16 protein-coding genes are annotated in these 18,442 nt (G+C 72.3%); 1 reads left to right on the top strand and 15 read right to left on the bottom strand.

The window, feature by feature from the left end; all coding sequences use genetic code 11:
- Positions 1 to 47 precede the first annotated feature (47 nt).
- From mmuM to ACZ6MA_RS11530, 6 genes are all read right to left on the bottom strand, one after another.
- Entirely contained in the window at positions 48 to 977 is a 930-nt protein-coding gene (mmuM, locus tag ACZ6MA_RS11505; RefSeq protein ID WP_469433150.1) for a homocysteine S-methyltransferase, read from the bottom strand.
- 107 nt (positions 978 to 1,084) lie between these two features.
- Positions 1,085 to 2,008, bottom strand: a complete 924-nt coding sequence (locus ACZ6MA_RS11510; RefSeq protein ID WP_469432962.1) for an LLM class F420-dependent oxidoreductase — start codon at positions 2,006 to 2,008, stop codon at positions 1,085 to 1,087.
- A 613-nt stretch (positions 2,009 to 2,621) separates the two neighbouring features.
- Entirely contained in the window at positions 2,622 to 3,080 is a 459-nt protein-coding gene (locus ACZ6MA_RS11515; protein ID WP_469432964.1) for a DUF6099 family protein, read from the bottom strand.
- 119 nt (positions 3,081 to 3,199) lie between these two features.
- Positions 3,200 to 3,580: a nucleotide pyrophosphohydrolase gene (locus ACZ6MA_RS11520; RefSeq protein ID WP_469432965.1), complete on the bottom strand. Its 381-nt coding sequence runs from the start codon at positions 3,578 to 3,580 to the stop codon at positions 3,200 to 3,202.
- On the bottom strand, positions 3,577 to 4,737 hold the full coding sequence (locus tag ACZ6MA_RS11525) for an AAA family ATPase (RefSeq protein ID WP_469432966.1): 1,161 nt from the start codon (positions 4,735 to 4,737) through the stop codon (positions 3,577 to 3,579). Before ACZ6MA_RS11525 ends, ACZ6MA_RS11520 begins: the two co-directional genes overlap by 4 nt.
- A 165-nt stretch (positions 4,738 to 4,902) precedes the next feature.
- Positions 4,903 to 5,310 carry a cell division protein SepF gene (locus ACZ6MA_RS11530; RefSeq protein ID WP_469432967.1) on the bottom strand — a complete coding sequence of 136 codons (408 nt, stop codon included), beginning with the start codon at positions 5,308 to 5,310 and terminating at the stop codon, positions 4,903 to 4,905.
- Between the two features lie 540 nt (positions 5,311 to 5,850).
- Here ACZ6MA_RS11530 and ACZ6MA_RS11535 point away from each other — a divergent pair.
- Positions 5,851 to 6,651, top strand: a complete 801-nt coding sequence (locus ACZ6MA_RS11535; protein WP_469432968.1) for a GNAT family N-acetyltransferase — start codon at positions 5,851 to 5,853, stop codon at positions 6,649 to 6,651.
- 87 nt (positions 6,652 to 6,738) lie between these two features.
- On the opposite strand, the gene ACZ6MA_RS11540 is transcribed toward ACZ6MA_RS11535, so the two are convergent.
- From ACZ6MA_RS11540 to ACZ6MA_RS11580, 9 genes are all read right to left on the bottom strand, one after another.
- Positions 6,739 to 8,067, bottom strand: a complete 1,329-nt coding sequence (locus ACZ6MA_RS11540; protein ID WP_469432970.1) for a class I SAM-dependent RNA methyltransferase — start codon at positions 8,065 to 8,067, stop codon at positions 6,739 to 6,741.
- Between the two features lie 84 nt (positions 8,068 to 8,151).
- On the bottom strand, positions 8,152 to 10,203 hold the full coding sequence (locus ACZ6MA_RS11545) for an APC family permease (RefSeq protein WP_469432972.1): 2,052 nt from the start codon (positions 10,201 to 10,203) through the stop codon (positions 8,152 to 8,154).
- Between the two features lie 287 nt (positions 10,204 to 10,490).
- On the bottom strand, positions 10,491 to 11,615 hold the full coding sequence (locus ACZ6MA_RS11550; protein WP_469432973.1) for a cytochrome P450 family protein: 1,125 nt from the start codon (positions 11,613 to 11,615) through the stop codon (positions 10,491 to 10,493).
- Positions 11,612 to 13,078, bottom strand: a complete 1,467-nt coding sequence (locus ACZ6MA_RS11555; protein WP_469432975.1) for a cytochrome P450 — start codon at positions 13,076 to 13,078, stop codon at positions 11,612 to 11,614. Before ACZ6MA_RS11555 ends, ACZ6MA_RS11550 begins: the two co-directional genes overlap by 4 nt.
- On the bottom strand, positions 13,075 to 13,707 hold the full coding sequence (locus tag ACZ6MA_RS11560) for a GTP-binding protein (RefSeq protein ID WP_469432977.1): 633 nt from the start codon (positions 13,705 to 13,707) through the stop codon (positions 13,075 to 13,077). Before ACZ6MA_RS11560 ends, ACZ6MA_RS11555 begins: the two co-directional genes overlap by 4 nt.
- Positions 13,685 to 14,047 carry a DUF742 domain-containing protein gene (locus ACZ6MA_RS11565; RefSeq protein WP_130881749.1) on the bottom strand — a complete coding sequence of 121 codons (363 nt, stop codon included), beginning with the start codon at positions 14,045 to 14,047 and terminating at the stop codon, positions 13,685 to 13,687. The genes ACZ6MA_RS11560 and ACZ6MA_RS11565 overlap by 23 nt, the downstream gene beginning before the upstream one ends.
- Complete coding sequence (locus ACZ6MA_RS11570) at positions 14,044 to 14,466, bottom strand: roadblock/LC7 domain-containing protein (RefSeq protein WP_184738712.1); 423 nt, start codon at positions 14,464 to 14,466, stop codon at positions 14,044 to 14,046. Before ACZ6MA_RS11570 ends, ACZ6MA_RS11565 begins: the two co-directional genes overlap by 4 nt.
- Before the next feature lie 8 nt (positions 14,467 to 14,474).
- Entirely contained in the window at positions 14,475 to 15,932 is a 1,458-nt protein-coding gene (locus tag ACZ6MA_RS11575; protein ID WP_469432978.1) for an ATP-binding protein, read from the bottom strand.
- Between the two features lie 288 nt (positions 15,933 to 16,220).
- Positions 16,221 to 18,224, bottom strand: a complete 2,004-nt coding sequence (locus tag ACZ6MA_RS11580) for an FAD/NAD(P)-binding protein (protein ID WP_469432980.1) — start codon at positions 18,222 to 18,224, stop codon at positions 16,221 to 16,223.
- Positions 18,225 to 18,442 lie beyond the last annotated feature (218 nt).

Consider the following 18,442-nt stretch of genomic DNA (forward strand, 5'->3'; position numbering starts at 1 on the left):
CCGGATACGCACCGGGGCTCCTAACCCTTTTCGAAGGGACGGCCCGCCTATGGGCCCACCTCCGTCTCCTCGTCCGTTTCCAGGATCCGGGCCAGCTCCGCGATCCGCTCCGGCCCGACCCGGCAGCAGCCACCGACGAGCCGCGCCCCCGCCGACTGCCACGCCTCCACCCGCTCGGGGTCGAAGGTGGGGTGCCCCCGCCAGTCCCGTGCCCGCGCATCCCACTCCTCCCCACTGTTCGGATAGACCACCACCGGCTTCCCGGTCGTCCGGGCCGCGACCTCCACGGCCCGGTCCGCGTCACCCGGTTCACAGCAATTGACGCCCACGGCGATGACCTGGTCGTTGTCCGCGGCGAGCGCGAACGCCTCGGCGAGCGGCTGCCCCGCCCGGGTCCGCTCCCCCATGACGCTGTAGGACAGCCAGACCGGCACCCCGCACCCCCGCACCGCCGCCAGCAACGCCCGCGCCTCGTCCGCGTCCGGCACGGTCTCCAGCGCGAGGACGTCCGGTCCGGCCGCCACCAGGGCCTCGATCCGGGGGCGGTGGAAGCGCTCCAGCTCACCGACACTCAGCCCGTACCGTCCGCGGTACTCGCTGCCGTCCGCGAGCATCGCCCCGTACGGCCCCACGGACGCGGCGACCCACACCTCCCGACCGCTCCTCGCCTTCTCCCCGGCCCGCGCGGCCTGCCGAGCGAGTTCCACGCTCCGCCGCAGCAGACCCGCGGCCGCCTCCGGCCCCAGGCCCCGCCGGGCGAAGCCCTCGAACGTGGCCTGGTAGCTGGAGGTGATGAGCACCCGTGCGCCCGCCCGGACGTACGCCGTGTGTGCCTGCTCGATCTGCCCCGGATCGTCGGCGAGCAGCCGGGCCGACCACAGCTCGTCGGCCAGGTCACAGCCCTGTGCCACCAGCTGGTTGGACAAGCCCCCGTCCAGGACGAGTGGTCCGCGGGCGAGCGCGGTGGCGAGCGGCATACGGGTGGCGGAGGCGGCGGTCACCGGCTACTCCTCGGGTGCGGCGGCGGATGGGTCAGCCCGGGTCGGGCCCCGGGTCGGATCGGAGCCGAACCGGTCCGGCCCGGTCAGCCCAACTGGGGCTGGACCTGTGAGGAAATCAGCTCCAGCTGATCGAGGTCGTCGAGGTCCAGAATCTGGAAGTAGATCCGGGACGAGCCGATCGCCGCGTACCGGCCGATCTTGTCGACCACCTCGGCGGGCGAGCCCGCCAGCCCGTTCGCCTTCAGCTCGGCCACCTCCCGGCCGATGACCGCCGCCCGCCGCGCCACCTCCGCGTCGTCCTTGCCGACACAGGCCACGAGAGCGTTGGAGTAGACCAGGTCCTCCCCCTTGCGGCCGATCGCCTCGGCGGCCGCCCGTACCCGGCCGAACTGTCGCTCGCTGTCCTCGATGGAGGCGAAGGGGATGTTGAACTCGTCGGCGTACTTCGCGGCCAGCCGCGGCGTACGGGTCACGCCGTGACCACCGATCAGCACCGGCACCTTGGTCTGGGCGGGCTTGGGCAGCGCCGGGGAGTCGGCGAGCTGGTAGTAGGTGCCGTCGAACGTGAACGTCTTGCCCTGCTCCGTCTCCCAGAGCCCCGTGATGATCTCCAGCTGCTCCTCCAGCCGCCCGAACTTCTCCTTCGGGAACGGGATGCCGTACGCCCGGTGCTCCTCCTCGAACCAGCCCGCGCCGAGCCCCAACTCGACGCGACCGCCCGACATCTGGTCGACCTGCGCCACCTGGATGGCGAGCACCCCGGGCAGTCGGAAGGTACCGGCGGTCATCAGCGTGCCCAGCCGGATCCGCCGGGTCTCGCGGGCGAGGCCCGCGAGGGTGATCCAGGCGTCGGTCGGCCCGGGGAGTCCGTCGGCGGAGCCCATGGCCAGGTAGTGGTCGGAGCGGAAGAAGGCGTCGAAGCCGAGGTCCTCGGTGGCTTTGGCGACGGTGAGCAAGGTCTCGTAGCTCGCCCCTTGCTGGGGCTCGGTGAAGATGCGCAGATCCATGCCTCCATCCTGCACTCCCGGACCCGCGTCAACCGTCCGCCACCTCCTTCGCCCCACCCTCCCCGGACGGGTGAAATCGCGTCACGGCCGCCGGGCGGTGAAGCACCCGGCAGTGTCCGGGCGGCCGGGGGCGCCGGCGGCACGGCGTGGCCGCCCACGATCGTTGGCTCGGGCGGCGCGGGCCCGCCCGGCCCGCGCACCGGCGTCCGCCACCGGAGGCGACGCTCGCGACGCCGCCAGCCCGCACCGGGCGGGCCGGTGCCGGGCGGGCCGGCCCCGGGGAGGCCGTGATGTCCCGGGAAGCCGTGCCCGACGGGACGGTGCCGTCCCCATAGGCCGCTCCGCAGCCACGGGCCACGCAAGGCCCACGAGACCCACAAGGCCCACCCAAGGGCCTGTCGCGGCAGATGGAGGAACGGATGGCGGCGCTGACCGCCGATGCGTCGCAGCTCGACGCCGAACACCAGCCCCCCGGCGCGGCCCCTTCGCCTGCCTCGCCACGTGAGCGGTACCACCCGGCCGGCCCGGCCGGCACGGCAGCCGACTGACGCGGATCTCGGAGGACCGTAGCCGCCGGCGCCACCGCGCCTTCCGTGTGTGATGGCACTCCGCGTCATGCCGCCCCTCCCCGCTCCCTCAGCGCGAGCCGCCTTTGCAGGCCGCGCACCCGGTCACTCGTCTCGTCGGCGGCGTCTATCGCCTCGATGCACTGCCAGTACAGGCCGTCCTCCTCGGAGGCGCAGGCGACGCCGACCAGCGCTATGCCCACCTCGCCGAGAAGCCCGCCCAACGCCGTCAACACCGCCCAGGGGTCGCGTACTTCCGTCAGCTGGACCGCCCGCAACCCTCCCTCGCGAGGTATGCCCTGGCGCAGTGCGCCGGAGGCCCGGCCACCCGCCTCGCTCAGACCACCGGCCGCCGCGCGGGCCTCGAAGGGCCCGTGCACGGCGAGATGGCCACCGATCGCTTCCGCCAGTGCCTGCGTCTGCCATGCCTCGATGACGATGTCCTGCACCGCCCTGGCCTGCGCCAAGGCGAGCCGGGTGACTCTGATGAGCCGCATTGCCTCCATGCCCGGTCCCCACTTTTCCCGACTGCCCGCTCCTCACTACCCAGAGTGATGACTAACCGCCGGAAAAGCCAGGGGAATTCAGAAATCTGTGGATACCAGATGCGCTGTGGATATCTCAATCACTCCGGAGAGTGACGAGCTTTGTCGTCCGCTTCCGATCCCGCCACCGTCTTCCCCGCCCCGCCCACCGGGAACCGGCTCTCGTTGCGGTCGATCTTCGCCGAGAGCGCCGCCAGCGGGTCGACGCCGAGGACCTCGCAGAACTGCAACAGGTAGGCCAGGACGTCGGCGACCTCGTCCTCCACCCGGCCCGCCGTCTTCGGGTCGTCCATCACCCGCGCCGATTGCTCAGGTGTCAGCCACTGGAAGATTTCCACCAGTTCGGAGGCCTCGACGCTGAGCGCGGCGGCGAGATTCTTGGGGGTGTGGAAGGGCTGCCAGTCGCGGGCCGCGGCGAACGCGGCCAGTCTCCGCTGCAAGGTTTTGAGATCGTTACTCACGCCTCCAGGTCTACCATCGACGCTCCCGCCGCCCGCGCCGCCTCCTTCGCGGCCGCCCCGCGCACCGTGCCCACCAGCCGGATATGCCCCCGCTCGCACATGCGCGCCGCCAGTCCCACCAATTCCCGCGCCTGCCGCTCGTCCAGGCACCGGTCGAGCCCGTCCGCCAGCACCGTCAGCGTCTGGAGCGCCGGCAGCACCTCCGCCGCCTGGTCCATGGCCAGCACCCCGGGCCCGGTCAACAGGACGAGGGACAGGGCCAGATAGCGCAGTTCCCCGTCCGCCAGCCGGTCCAGGGGCGTCGTCGCGCCCGCCTTCCGGGCCAGCACGGCCCGCACGAAGCCACCGTCCAACTCCTGGACCGTCAACCCTTCGACCGGCCCTCGGCAACCGGCACCCGTGGCGGTGACCAGCAGCCCGTGCCGGATGGCGCACTCGTGCCGCGTTCGCCCCAGAACCGCCGCGACGTTGTCACACGCTCCCCGCAGCATCCCGTCACGGGCGGCGGCCGGCATGCGCATCAGCTCCGGCCGGGGGTCGCAGGGGAAAACGGACCGCAGCGCGACCACCACCTGCTCGGCCGCGTCGAGGACCATCCGCTGCCCCACCGTCTTGCCCGCGACCCGCAGGGGCAGCAGCGAGGTGCCGAGCCGGTCGTCGGGGAGCGGTGCGCGGGTGACGGGCACCGCGCCCGCCGTGTGCCAAGCGGCCTCGACCGTCCGCAGCCCGGGGTCGCGCAGCGCGGTGGACAGCAGGGTCAGCCCGGAACCCGTCAGCCGCTCGCCGACGACCCGCAGCTCGGGCTCGGCCTGTACGGCCACGTCCAGATGGACCGGTCCCGCCGGCCCGGTGACGGTGCAGCCGATCCGGAAGCCGCGCCGCCCTTGCGCGTCGGGCCGAGCCTGCTCGGGCACGCACGCGGAAGGGCCATCGGCCACGGGGGCGAGGGCCTCTTCGAGCGTATCGCCGCCCGCGAGCCGCGCGAGGACCTCGTAGGCCTGGAGGGCATTGGATTTTCCGCTTCCGCTCCCTCCGGTGAAGAGGGTCAGCGGTCCGAGCGGGAAGACGGCGTTGCGATGCGACTTGAAGGCGGACAGCCGCAGTTCGGTGACCTCGGGGCGCTTGGGAAGCGGGGCGGTCTGCTGGGGCTGCGGCACGGTCTGCTGGGGCCGCGGGGCGGCCTGCTCGGAAGGCCGAGAAGCCTGCTGTGGAACCTGAGGGGGCTGAGAAACCCGGTGGGGAGGCTGAGGGAGCTGAGAAGGGGGGCCGGCGGCCGGTCGGGCACAGCTTGCGTCCATGCCCGGACCGTATGCGGCTACCGGTCAGCCAAACCGTTTCATCTGATCACTTTTCCTACGATCGGGGTATCCCGACGCCACCTCGGTCCCCTCGGGGGCCAACAGGAAGACGTTGGTGTCGACACGGTGCATACCGCTGCCCAGACCGAAGACGACACCGCTGGAGAAGTCGAGAATCCGCTTGGCGACGTCCGAATCGGCACTGGTGAGGTCCAGCAGCACCGGGACACGCGCGATCAGATACTCGGCGACCTCGCGCGCATCGGCGAAGATCTGGACACGAAGAACGACGAGCTGACGCCGATTCGGCTCCGGCTCGTCCTCGGGAAGGGCCCGGTGATTGGGCCAGGACGGCCATGCGTGATGACCGCGCAGCGGGACGACCTCGGCCAGTCCCTCCCACTGCTCGTCTGTGGCCTCGGACCTGTTCACCGGACCACCCCTCCGGGGAACGTGCTGGCTATGTACATCCCACAATCCTAGGGACAATCGCGGGCCGCTACGCCGAATGACACGCGCCGGTGCCGGCTTCGGCGACGAATCGGTACATGGCGGGGACGGATTCCGTACGGGTGGGCGGCCCCGTACGAGGCGTCAGGTCTGGCGGCTGCCGGTGAGCACGCACTCACTCTCCCGCCCTGCGGGGGGGCTCTTTCCCGGACGGGACGGCGTCCCCCGCCTTCCGTCAGGCCGTTCACCACCCCGGCCGCGTCGGCGGACTCGGACAGCTCGACGACCTCCCCACCGTCTGGCCGCAGCGGCGGACACGGCGGGCCACCATCTCCAACTGCCGCGAGCAGCAGAGTGATTCGCTTCATTGCACGCATGTCGCACTGCTACGGTGCCCCCCCGCTCCGGTGCGAAGAACGCCCATGACCAGATCACAGAGGCCGAGAACATCATCTGATGACACCAGAACCGCATGTCGCCGTTAGAGTCCCCACTGCCGCAGAGGCACCACATGGAGGCACTATGACCGTTCCCGCGGAGTCCATGGAGTCGGTACAGCAGCTCACCACGGTCTGGCGGACCATCGTGCTCGACCGTGACGCGGACGCGGACGTGCGCGACCTGCCGGGCATCGCCGTGCGCTGGGCCGACAGCCGGTTCGGGTTCTTGAACTGCCTCACCTTGACCGAGGCGGAAGCGGGAGCAGAGCTTCTCAGGCACCGTCTGAGCCAGGCCGCGGACATCATGCGGACGAAGAAGCACCCAGGCTTCCTGTGGCTCTTCGAAGACCTTCTCGACGACGAGGCCCGCTCCGCGCTGGAGACGACGGCCGAGCAGGCCGGTCTCCAGTACGCCTTCCCCGGTACGGGCATGGCCGGCGACCTGCTCCCCGTCCCCGAACCGGCCCACCCCGACCTGGCATTCGTCCGCGTGAGCACGGACGAGCAGCTGCGGTCCTACGCCGACCTCCAATCACGCGCGTACGACCTCCCGTTGGAGGAGGGCCGCGACGGCCTGGTGGGGTCGGCGCTCTGGAAGAACGAGATCTACGCCTACCTGGCCATACGCGGCGACGAACCGGTGGCGTGCGCCGCCACGATCGAAGCGGAAGGCCGCCTGTTCGTCGCCTTCGTCGCCACGGACCCGCGGTGGCAGCGCAAGGGCTACGGCGAGGCGGTCACGCGCAAGGCGCTCCACGAAGGCGCGCGGGCCACCGGGCTGACCCGCGCCACGCTGCACGCCACCGCCGCCGGAGCCCCCGTGTACCCGCGCATCGGGTTCAGGCCCAACTCACGAATCCACTTCTACGGCCTGAAAGGCTGACCCGGCGAGCCGACTTCGTCAGACCGTGCGCGCGACGCCCGGCGCGCGACGCCCGTAGCGCGGGTCATGCCCGCCGGAAGGCCCGGCTCACGCCTCCTTCGCCACCGGCTTCAAAATCGCCACGCACTCAACATGGTGCGTCATCGGGAAGAAGTCGAACGCCCGGAGCTTGACCGGCTTGTAGCCCTCTTCCGCGAAGTACGCCAGGTCGCGGGCCAGGGCCGCCGGGTCGCAGGCCACGTACGCGATCCGGCGCGCGCCCAGCGACGCCAGGTGGCGGACCGTCTGCTTGCCGGCGCCGGCGCGGGGCGGGTCGAGGACGATGATGTCGGCTTCCTCGATGCGCGTGCGCGGCAGGACCTGCTCGACCTTGCCCTGCTCGATACGGACCCGCTCCAGGTCCTTCAGGTTGTGGCGGGCGTCCTCCACCGCGCGCTTGCCGGACTCGATGCCGAGCACCGCGCCCTTGTCGCCGATGCGCTCGGCGAGCGCGCCCGCGAAGAGGCCGACGCCGCAGTAGAGGTCGAGGGCCATGTCGCCCTTGCGGGGCATCAGGCCCTGCATGACGGCCTTCACCAGCATGTCCGCCGCCTGCGGGTGGACCTGCCAGAAGCCGCCCTCGCCGACGCGGTAGGTGCGGCCGTCGGCGCGCTCGCGGACGAAGGCGCGGCCGTGGACGGGGTGGACCTGCTTGTCCTTCTCCCCGATGCGCAGCACCGACACCGGCTTGTCCAGCTCCACGATCGGCAGGCGGCCGCCCGGCTTCGGGGTGAGGATCACCTGCCGGTCGCCCGAGCCGGAGGCGGCGATCGCCTCGACGGACGCCATCTGCGGCCACTCGCGCTTCTCGACGCCCAGCTCGCTGACGCCCGGGGCCGCGATCAGGCAGCGGTCGATGATCTCGACGTCGTGCGAGCGGTGCTTGCGCAGTCCCGCGTGGCCCTCGGCGTCCACCGCGTACTGGACACGGGTGCGCCAGGCGGGAACCTCGCCGGCCGGGAGCTTGTCGCCGTCGGCCGGTACGACCGTGCCGTCCCAGCCGGCCTCCTCGGGGGTGAGGCCCGCGAGGCGCATCAGCTGCTCGGCGATGACCTCGCCCTTGAGGCGGCGCTGGGCGCCGGGCTTGGCGTGCTGCCAGTCGCAGCCGCCGCACTTGCCGGGGCCCGAGAAGGGGCAGGGGGCCTCGACGCGGTCCTTCGAGGCCTCCAGGATCCGTACCGCGTCCGCGCGCAGGAAGCGGGAGGTCGACTCGCCCTCGGTGATCTTGGCGACGACCCGCTCACCGGGCAGCGCGTGCCGGACGAACAGAACCCGGCCGGCCTCGGTGCGGGCGACGCAGTGGCCGCCGTGGGCGACGGGGCCGACCTCGACCTCGTACTCGTGGCCGACCAGCGATGCTTCGGTCTCGTGCTGCATGGCGGGTCGACTCCAGAGAACTCAAAGGGGGTGAGGGGGACAGCCTTCGAGTCTACGTCCCACCTCACCCCCTCGACGACCGCGCTACTTCTTGGTGGCGGCCTTTTCCCGCTTCGGCTGCGTGACCGGGCCGCGGCGCACCGCGCCCGGGGCGTTCCACTCGGCGCGCTTGCGGGCCCGTCGCTTGGCGGCCTCGGAGGAGTCGAGCTGCCAGGGCACCGAGGTGACCATCACGCCGGGGGTGAAGAGCAGCCGGCCCTTCAGGCGCAGCGCGCTCTGGTTGTGCAGCAGGTGCTCGTACCAGTGGCCGACGACGTATTCGGGGATGTAGACGCTGACCACGTCGCGCGGGCTCTCCTTCCGCAGCCGCTTGACGTAGTCGATGATCGGCCGGGTGATCTCGCGGTAGGGCGAGTCGAGGACCTTCAGCGGTACGTCGATCCCGCGGCGTGACCATTCCTCGTGCAGCGCCTTGGTCTCGGCCGGGTCGACGCTGATGGTCAGGGCCTCCAGGGTGTCGGAGCGCATGAGCTTGGCGTAGGCCAGGGCCCGCAGCGTCGGCTTGTGGATCTTGGAGACCAGGACGATGGAGTGCACGCGGGAGGGGCGTACGACCTCTTCGCCGGGCTCGTCCTCGACGGCGATCTCCTCGGCGACCCGGTCGTAGTGCTTCCGGATCGCGGTCATGGTGGCGTAGAAGATCACCATGCCGAGCAGGGCGACCCACGCGCCGTGGGTGAACTTCGTCAGCAGCACCACGACGAGGACCAGGCCGGTGAAGAAGGCACCGAAGGTGTTGATCGCGCGGGAGCGGACCATGCGGCGGCGCTCGGTCGGGTCGGTCTCGGCGGCCAGGTGGCGGTTCCAGTGCCGGACCATGCCGATCTGGCTGAGGGTGAAGGAGACGAAGACGCCGACGATGTAGAGCTGGATGAGGCGGGTGGAGTCGGCCCCGTAGATGATGACGAGTATGGCGGCGGCCCCGGAGAGCAGCACGATGCCGTTGGAGAACGCGAGGCGGTCGCCGCGGGTGTGCAGCTGGCGCGGCAGGTAGCGGTCCTGGGCGAGGATCGAGCCGAGCAGCGGGAAGCCGTTGTAGGCGGTGTTCGCGGCCAGGAAGAGCACGAGGGCGGTGGCGGCGGCGAGCACGATGAAGAGGAACGAGCCGTTGCCGAAGACGGCCTCGGCGACCTGGGAGATCACCGGGTTCTGGGTGTAGTCGGCGCCGACGGGCTTGCCGTCCTTGAGCAGGTCGGTGGCCGGGTGCTCGGCCATCCGCACCTTGGTGACCATGGCCAGCGCGATGATGCCGCAGAACATGGTGACGGCGAGGCCGCCCATGAGCGCGAGCGTCGTCGCGGCGTTCTTGCTCTTGGGCTTGCGGAAGGCGGGCACACCGTTGCTGATGGCCTCGACGCCGGTGAGCGCGGCGCAGCCGGAGGAGAAGGCGCGCAGCAGCAGGAAGACGAGCGCGAAGCCCGCGAGGCCCTGGTGCTCGGGGTGGATGGTGTAGTCGGCGGTGGGGGCCCGCATGCTGTCGCCCATGAACAGGCCGCGGACGGCGCCCCAGGCGATCATCAGGAACACGCCGCCGACGAAGACGTACGTCGGGATGGCGAAGAGCTTGCCGGACTCCTTGACGCCGCGCAGGTTCATCAGCGTGAGCAGCACGATGACGCCGACGGCGCAGGCCGTCTTGTGCTCGATGACGAAGGGGATGGCGGAGCCGAGGTTCTCGATTCCGGAGGAGATCGAGACCGCGACGGTCAGGACGTAGTCGACGAGCAGCGCACTGGCGACGGTCAGTCCGGCTTTGGGGCCCAGGTTGGTGGTGGCGACCTCGTAGTCGCCGCCGCCGCTGGGGTAGGCATGCACGTTCTGGCGGTACGAGGCGACCACCGTGAACATCAGCACGACGACCGCGACGGCGATCCATGGACTGAAGTGGTAGGCCGACACGCCTGCCACGGAGAGGACGAGCAGCACTTCGCCCGGCGCGTACGCCACCGAGGACAGCGGGTCGGAGGCGAAGACGGGGAGGGCGATGCGCTTGGGGAGGAGTGTCTCCCCCAGCTTGTTGCTGTGCAGCGCCCGGCCGATAAGGATCCGTTTGGGCAGGTCGGTCAGTTTGGACACGCAGAGGATCGTATGCGCTCGCTCTCGCGTGCGCCCACCCGCCACCCGCCGGGGAGGGGGAATGTGGCGTGTGTCGCGTGCCAGGGCCCTGGCCGGCCGGGCCCTGGATGGCGGCTCACCCACCGTTTCGTCCTCAAGCGCCGGACGGGCTTGACTGGCTGGGCCGGCCAAGACAAGCCCCTGGGGGTAACTCCCAGCGGTAGCTGGGGGAGCTTGAGGACGCGCCCGCAGGGCGCTCGCCGCCGCGAGGCGGCACACGGCTCGCGGCCGAAAACCCGCCGGCCAGGCTAGTGGCGGCCCAGCCGCGCCGGCAGGGAACGGTGGCCGTTGGAGATGAAGGACTCCACGGGGCTCATCTCACCGGGGGCGGCGGCGAGGGACAGTTCCGGGAAGCGCGCGAAGAGGGCCGGCAGTGCGACGGCGGCCTCCAGCCGGGCGAGCGGGGCGCCGAGACAGTGGTGGACGCCGTGGCCGAAGGCCAGGTGGTCCTTGTCGGCGCGGGTGAGGTCGAAGTCGTCGGCTGTCGGCCCGTACAACTGCGGGTCTCGGCCGGCCGCGGCGTAGGCGGCGACGATCGCGTCGCCCTTGCGCAGGGTGACGCCGCCGTCCAGTTCGATGTCCTCGACGGCGTAGCGCAGGGGAAGGTTGGCGACCGGGGCCTGGAGCCGCAGTGTCTCTTCGATCACATCGTCCCAGCCGGCCTCGCCGGCGCGGATCAGCGCCAGCTGCTCGGGGTGGGTGAGCAGCGCGTGGATGGCGTTGTCGAGGAGGTTCACGGTGGTCTCGTGCCCGGCGCCGATCATCAGCAGCAGGGTGTCGACGAGTTCCTGCTCGCTCAGCCGGCTGCCGTCGGGGCCGTCCCCGTCGGTGGCCGAGATGAGGACGCTGGTCATGTCGTCGCCGGGGGTCTCGCGCTTGGCGGCGACGATCCCGCCGAGCAGGGCGTACAGCTCGGTGTAGTTGGCGGTGACCTCGTCCGGGTCGGCGGAGGTGTGGAAGAGCGAGTCGACGCAGCGGCGCAGCCCCTCACGGGTCTCGGTGTCGTGGACGGCGTCCACCCCGAACAGCTCGCAGATCACCTGGATCGGGATGGGGTAGGCGTAGGCCTCGCGCAGGTCGACGATCTCGTCCGGGCCGTAGGCCGCGAGCGAGTCGAGGAGATCGGCGGTCATCTCCTCGATGCGGGGGCGCAGGGCGGCGGTGCGGCGGGCGGTGAACGCCTTGGAGACCAGGACGCGCAGCCGTTTGTGGTCGCTGCCGTAGGCGGTGAACATGTTCTGCACCGCGACCCAGGTGTACAGCGGCCAGTCCGGGGAGATCTCGCCATTGATCCAGGTCGGCCAGTGTTGGCGCGGGTCCTTCGAGACACGGGGGTCGGTGAGGAGTTCCTTGAGCAGCGGGCGCGTGGTCACTGCCCACGCCACCACGCCACCAGGGAGCTCCACGGGGGTCGCCGGGCCGAGGGCGCGGAGGCGGGCGGCCTCGCCGTGGATGTCGCGGCCGGCGGGGTCGATGCGGACGGGGCAGGTCTGCTGGTCCATCGTCGGTCTCCTGGGGGTTCGGGGGACGGGTGGCCGTGCGCCCGGTCGGGGTCCGGTACCAGCAGCGGCGCGGGCGCGGCCGTGGGTACGGGGACCGGGGGGAACCGCACGGGCAGGGCGGTGAGGGCCCGGTGGAAGGGGCCCGGCCGCCAGACGAGCCGGTCGGCGGGTACGGCCAGTTCCAGGTCGGGCAGCCGGTCGAGGAGCTTTTCGACCGCGACGGCCGCGATGAGCCGGGCGGAGTCCTTGGCGGGGCAGGTGTGCGGGCCGGCGCTCCAGGCGAGGTGGGCGCGGTTGCCGGTGCGCTGGTCGGACAGCAGCGCGGGGTCGGTGTTGGCGGCGGCGAAGCTCACCACGACCGGCTCGCCCTGGTTCAGGGGGACGCCGCCGAAGTCCACGTCGTGGACGGGGTAGTGGACGGCGTAGTTGGCCATCGGCGGGTCCAGCCAGAGCACCTCGTCGAGGGCGTCCTCGACGGGCATGCTGCCGCCGGCGAGGTCGCCCGCGAAGCGGTCGTCGGAGAGCAGCAGCCGCAGCGCGTTGGCGATCAGGTTCTGCTGGGGTTCGGTGCCGGCGCCGATGAGGACGACGAGCTGGTGGATCATCTCCTCGTCGGTGAGGGCGACGGGGTGTGCGAGCAGCCAGGAGATGACGTCGGCGCCGGGCCGGGCCCGTTTGAGGGAGACGAGCCGCACCAGGGTCTCGGTGATGAGGTCGTTGGCGCGTTCGGCGTCCACCCCGTCGAAGATCCCGGAGAAGCCTTCGACGAGGCGGTCGCCCAGTTCGGGCGGGCAGCCGAAGAGCTGCTGGAAGACCAGCAGGGGCAGCACCTTGGCGTAGCCGCCGAGCAGATCGGTCTCGCCGAGCGGGGCGAACCGGTCGATGAGGGTGTCGGCGCTGCGCTCGACGTAGCCCCGCAGGGCGTTGGGGTCGATGCGGCCGAGGCTGTCGGTGACCGCCTGGCGCAGCCGGCGGTGGGCGTCGCCGTCGGAGAACAGGCAATTGGGCCGGTAGGCCATCATCGGCACGACGGGGTTGTCCGGGGCCACCCGGCCGTCGGCGAGGGCCCGCCAGCGGCGGGCGTCCTTGGCGAAGGTCTCGGGGGTGCGGAGCACTTCGAGGGCGGCCCGGTAGTCCGTGACGAGGGTGGCCCGGGCGCCGGGCGCGAGTTCCACGGGCGCGGCCGGGCCCAGGGTGCGCAGCCGCGCGTAGACGGCGTGCGGGTCGGCGGCGAAGTCGGGTCCGTACAGCGGCTGGGGGCGCGGTGGTGGCGCCGGGGACCGGTGTGCGGGGCAGCCCGGCGGCGGGGGGCCGGCGTCGGGATGGTGGGTCACACATGCTCCTGGGCGGTGCTGGACAGGTGGTGCTGCCGGGTCTGGAGGTATTCCACGAGGGTGATCAGGGCCCGGGTGGAGGAGATCCGGTCGCGCGCGTCGCAGGTGATGAGCGGGGTCTCGGGGAGCAGGTCGAGGGCTTCGCGGATCTCCTCCTCGGGGTAGGCGGGGGCGCCGTCGAAGTGGTTGACGGCGACGGCGTAGGGCAGGCCGTGTTCCTCCAGCAGCCCCATGACGTCGAAGGACTGCTCCAGGCGCCGGGTGTCGGCGAGGACGAGGGCGCCGAGCGCGCCGCGGGTCATGTCCTGCCAGAGCCGGGTGAAGCGCTGCTGGCCGGGGGCGCCGAAGAGATAGAGGACGAGGCTGTCGCTGAGGGTGAGCCGGCCGAAGTCCATGGCCACCGTGGTGGTGGTCTTGCCCCGGATGCCGGCCAGGTCGTCGACGAGCGCGCCGGCCTGCGTCATGGTCTCCTCGGTGCGCAGCGGCCGGATCTCCGACAGCGAACCGACGAAGGTGGTCTTGCCCACCGCGAAGTGCCCCACGACGAGCAGCTTCGCGGCGGTCCGTACCGACTGCCGCAGATAGACGGCTCCCTCGTGAGCGGTGTCAGAGGCGAGCGCGGAGTCCATCGAGTACCTCCTGCAAGATCTGGGCCTCGGGCAGTTGGGCCGAGGGGATGGGGGCCCGGGTACTGAGGTGGCCGCTGTCCACGAGATCGCCGAGCAGCACCTTGGTGACGCTGACGGGCAGCATCAGGTGGCCGGCGATCTCGGCGACCGACAGGGCGCCGCCGAGGCAGAGTTCCATGAGCGCGCGCTTTTCGGGGCTGAGGCCGCCGATCGGCAGGTCGCCGTGCGCCATGACCAGCGTGACCAGGTCGAAGGTGTTGCGGGTCGGGTGGGCACGCCCGTCGGTGACGACGTACGGGCGTACTAACCCCTTGTCGCGCCTCGGCGCCGGCGGGGTCATGCCGGGTTGCCCGGGCCCTGCCAGACACCCTGCCGGGGCGGGCTGGTCAGTTCCTTGCCGAGCCGGTCCACGAGCTTTTGCATGCGGTAGGTGACGGCTTCCATGTCCACGTGCTCGGAGGCCGAGACGGCGAGGTAGGCGCCGGGGCCGGCGGCTATGAGGAAGACGTAGCCGTGGGCGAACTCGACGAGCGTCTGCCGCCAGGGGGTCTCCTGGTGGGCCTGGTGGGTACAGAACTCGCCGGTGGAGCGGCTGATCGACTGCAGCCCGGAGAGGGCGGCGGCCTGGCGCTCGGCCTCGTCGCGGCCGATGCCCTGGGAGTGGGCGCGCAGCATGCCGTCGGCGGAGAGCAGGATCGCGTGCCGGGTCTCCGGCATCTTGACGACCTCGTCGAGCATCCAGCCGAGCTCGTTGTTCATGTGGTCGTTCACGCGGGGGGTTTCCCTTCGTCGTCGGGGGTGGGGGCGCCGTGCTCGGCGGGGCCGGTGGGCCCGCCGGTCACAGGGGTATCGCAGGCGTCCCGGCCGGAGCGGGTGCCGCGGGCGAAGGCGCCCATGATCCGGGCGGTCTGTTCCGCGGTGCGCTCGCTGGGGCTCTCGGCGGGCGGCGGCGCGGCCGGCCGGGGGGCGGGGGGCTGCCGGCGGCGGCGCTTGGGCAGCCCGCCGGCCGTGGAGCCGGTCACTGTGGGGCCGGTCGCCGCGGGTCCGTCGCCGCCGGGCGCGGCGGGGTGTCCGGCGGGGAACTCCCGGGGGGCGGGTGGCCGTTCCGCCGGCCGGGCGGGCGGCTGCCGCCTCGGGGGCCGGGGGGCGGCCTCGGGCACGCCGGACCCCGCGGGCCCGGCGGGGGCGGCGGGGTGCCGGAGCGGGGTGGTGCCGGGGCCGTCGATCTCGAGGTGGGTCAGCAGGGCGCTGGGCAGGAACAGCACGGCCCGGACACCGCCGTACGGCGAGCGGGTGTCGACGGAGACGCTGAAGCCGTAGCGCGCGGCGAGCACGCCGATGACGGGGAAGCCGAACTGCGGGGGGTCGCCGAGCCGGGAGACGTCCACGACCCGCTGCCCGGAGAGCAGCGCGACGGCCTGCTGCACCTCCTGGCCGTCCATGCCCACGCCCGCGTCGTCGATGATGATGACGGCGCCGTTGTGCACGGGCTGGAGGCTGACCTCGACGGTGGTGTTGGGCTGCGAGTGGCGGGCGGCGTTGTCGAGGAGTTCGGCGACGGCGAGCACCACGGGCTCCACGGCCCGGCTGACGACGGCGAGGTCGGCCTGGCTGTGCACCCGTACGCGCCGGTAGTCGCGGATGCGGGAGGTGGCGCCCCGTACGACGTCGGTCAGCTGGGAGGCGACGCGCTGCCGGCCGGGCCAGGAGCCGCACAGCACGGCGATGGCCTGGGCACGGCGCCCGAACTGGGAGTTGGCGTGGTCGATCTCCAGCAGATCGCGCAGCACGTCGGGGTTGTCGTGCCGGTCCTGCATGTCGGAAATGGCCAGCTGCTGTTCGTGCGCGAGCCCCTGGAGGGCGCGCATGGAGGCCTTGAGCGCGGCCTTCGCGGACTGGTCCGCGCGGGCCTGCGCCTTGTCGACGGCCTGGGTGAACAGCTCCAGGGCCGTTTGCAGGCTTTGGGCGAACACGGTGCCGGCGAGCCGTTCGTCGAGCGGGCCGGGCAGCGGTACGGGCTGGTTCATGGTCTCCGCCACGGCGGGCAGCCGGACCCCGACCAGATGCCGTACCTCCTCGTCACGCGCCTGCAGGCTCTCTTCCAGCTGGGCGACGCGCCTGCGCACTCCGGCGGTGATCCCGCGCTGGCGTACCAGCAGGATCAGGACGGCGGTCAACGCGACGGCCAGGCACCAGATCACCGCCTCCGGTATGTGATGTGACATCAATTCCTCGTGGGCGATGGACGTAAGGGGCAAGTGGTCGGCCGGACAGGTCGGCGTCCTGACGTCCCGTCCGGAAGCGGAATACGCCGATCATCCTAACCACGCCGGTGACCGTGTGTCCGAACTTCATCACGAAATACGAACAGGCGTCCGCCCCTTGTGGGGCTCTTGTCGGTCCTTCGGCGGGCGTGCACGGGCTGGACGTGCGGTGATGGATGCTTTTTCCGAACGCCGGACGGCGGATTGAAGGCGGATCGAAGAGGGGGAGAAGACGGGGATCAGACGAGATCAGGCCTGTCCGGCGGTGGAGGACGCGCCGGCGGGGAGCCCGCCGCGGGCGGCGGCCCGGGGCCGGGGATCCGCCGGGCGGGCCCCGGGCAGGGCGAGGACGGCGCGGGCGATGGCGTCGGAGTCGCCGAGGGTCACCGAGTCCACGCCCGGCCGGATGCCGGCGGCGGTGACCCAGTGCACGGACTCGGTCGGCACGCCGTAGGCGAACCGGCGCGGATGGGCGTGGCCCCGCCCGTCGACGACGCGTTGCGGGCGCTCGGTGACGGCCAGTCCGCCCGTCTCGTAGCCGGGACCGGCGCCCGCGCCGACGCGGAAGGGGGCGGCCTGGCCGGTGTCGAGCAGATGCCGCAGCAGCGGGTCGGCGGTGCGGCGCAGATCGGGCTCGGGCAGCCGGGCCTCGATGAGCACCGCGGCGCGGACCGCGGCGCCGGGGACGAGGTGGGACTCGGCGACGAAGGCGGGACGGGCGGTGTCCGCGGAGTCGATCCGTACGCGCGTGCCCGGCCCGGTGACCTCCAGGATCCCCGCCTCGATGAGGGCGGCCATCTCCTCGACGCGCGAGGCGGGCGGCCCGATGGAGAGGAAGGCGTTGAGCGGGGTGTACCAGCCGTCCAGGTCGTCACGGTGCGAGTCGCCCGTCAGACCGCCGTGGTCGACGGCGAGCCTGATCTCGTTGCGCAGGTCGCGCAGGACGTCCAGGGCCGCCTTGAGCGGGTCGCTGACGTTGCCGGCGCGTGCCGCGCTCACGTCCTCGGCCAGGTACCCGAGCAGCCAGCCGCGGAACTCGGCGCGGGAGGCGAACCGGCGGTCGCCGTACGGCCTGGCCAGCCTGTCCCAGCTCCAGCGGTCGCCGTCGGCGATACCGAAGGACGTCAGCAGCCCGGCCGGGTCCGCGCCGGGCGGCAGGGCCAGATAACGGCCGGTGAAGGCCCGCCGCTCGTCCTCGCGGCCCCGGGCGCCCAGCAGCGTGCCGTAGTAGACGCTCTCGACCTCGCGGGCGATCAGCGGCCACAGGTCCGTGCCGAAGCGCACCGGGCTCCCGCGCCGGGCGCGCTCCCGCAGAGAGGCGATGTGCCCGGCGGTGAGCAGCCCGGGTAAGGAGCGGCCGGCGGCTCCCTTCTCGTTCCGCCCGCGCGCCCGGTACGGCACGCCGCGCCGGGAGAAGGCGTACAGGCGCGGCTCGTCGCCCGAGGGCCGGTAGACCAGGCGCCGGCCCTCGCGGGCGAAGGTGCCGCCGCGCCCGGCGGTGAACAGCGCCATGTGGTCGAAGAAGTTCAGCCCGAGACCGCGCAGCAGGACCGGCTCGCCCGCCCCGATCCCGCTCAGGTCGACGTCGGCGGGGTTGGCGGGGGGTATGTGGCGCAGCCGGTGGGCCTGGGCCAGGGCCGCCGTCCGCGCCTCGCGGGGCGCGAGCCGGGCGGGGACGTGGCCGAGTGCCAGGACGACCGCGTCCAGCCGGCCCAGCCGGCCGCCGTCCGCCAGCCGGACCTCCTGCGGGCCGCCGGGGACGCCGTGGGTGTCGGCCAGGGCGACCGCGCGCGAGCGGTGGACCTCGACGGTGACGTGCCCGGGGGCGCGGGCCACGACGTCCTGGAAGGCGTCGCGGAGGTAGCGGCCGTAGAAGGCGCGGGTGGGGTAGGAGTCCGGGCCGAGGTCACGGGCCTCGGCGAGGGTCTCGTCGTCGTGCTCGCCGGCCCGGCCGGCGGCCGGGAGACCGCGCGCCCACGCGTACAGACTCGGGCCGGGCTCGATGGGGCCCGCTATGCGGGTGCTGTCGTCCGTGTAGACGGTGATCTGTGCGGCGACGGTGTTCATCAGCAGATGGCGGGGCTGATCGGTGCGCCATACGGCGCCGGCGCCGGGCGCCGCGGGGTCGACGACGTGCACGGTGACGGCGGAGTGCGACGGCGCGGCGCGTTCGTTCGCGCACAGCCGTTCCAGCACGGAGAGCCCTCGGGGCCCGGCACCGATCACGCAGATCTCGACACGACTGCTCCTCATGCGGGCGCTCCTGTTCCGGAAGGCGTTCTGGGACGGTTCTGGGGCGTGCCCCGGGGGGCGCCCGGGAAAGGGGGCGTGTCCGGTGCACGGCGTGGCGGTGGGCCTCGACTGGGCGAGAGCCTGGCGCGGCTGGCGGGCGGAAGCGGGACACCTTCCGTTCGCGGCACAATCCGATCGGTTCTGATTGGCAGATCGACGACGGATGAACGGATCTGTCA

The sequence above is a fragment of the Streptomyces sp. NPDC042259 genome (assembly GCF_055582085.1).

Bases quoted from the DNA above. Each gene is read 5' to 3' on its own strand.
- ACZ6MA_RS11565 (WP_130881749.1), bottom strand. From the start codon at position 14,047: ATGACCCCGCCGGCGCCGAGGCGCGACAAGGGGTTAGTACGCCCGTAC.
- ACZ6MA_RS11510 (WP_469432962.1), bottom strand. From the start codon at position 2,008: ATGGATCTGCGCATCTTCACCGAGCCCCAGCAAGGGGCGAGCTACGAG.
- ACZ6MA_RS11580 (WP_469432980.1), bottom strand. From the start codon at position 18,224: ATGAGGAGCAGTCGTGTCGAGATCTGCGTGATCGGTGCCGGGCCCCGA.
- ACZ6MA_RS11575 (WP_469432978.1), bottom strand. From the start codon at position 15,932: ATGTCACATCACATACCGGAGGCGGTGATCTGGTGCCTGGCCGTCGCG.
- ACZ6MA_RS11540 (WP_469432970.1), bottom strand. From the start codon at position 8,067: ATGCAGCACGAGACCGAAGCATCGCTGGTCGGCCACGAGTACGAGGTC.
- ACZ6MA_RS11560 (WP_469432977.1), bottom strand. From the start codon at position 13,707: ATGGACTCCGCGCTCGCCTCTGACACCGCTCACGAGGGAGCCGTCTAT.
- ACZ6MA_RS11535 (WP_469432968.1), top strand. From the start codon at position 5,851: ATGACCGTTCCCGCGGAGTCCATGGAGTCGGTACAGCAGCTCACCACG.
- ACZ6MA_RS11515 (WP_469432964.1), bottom strand. From the start codon at position 3,080: ATGGAGGCAATGCGGCTCATCAGAGTCACCCGGCTCGCCTTGGCGCAG.
- ACZ6MA_RS11570 (WP_184738712.1), bottom strand. From the start codon at position 14,466: ATGAACAACGAGCTCGGCTGGATGCTCGACGAGGTCGTCAAGATGCCG.
- mmuM (WP_469433150.1), bottom strand. From the start codon at position 977: ATGCCGCTCGCCACCGCGCTCGCCCGCGGACCACTCGTCCTGGACGGG.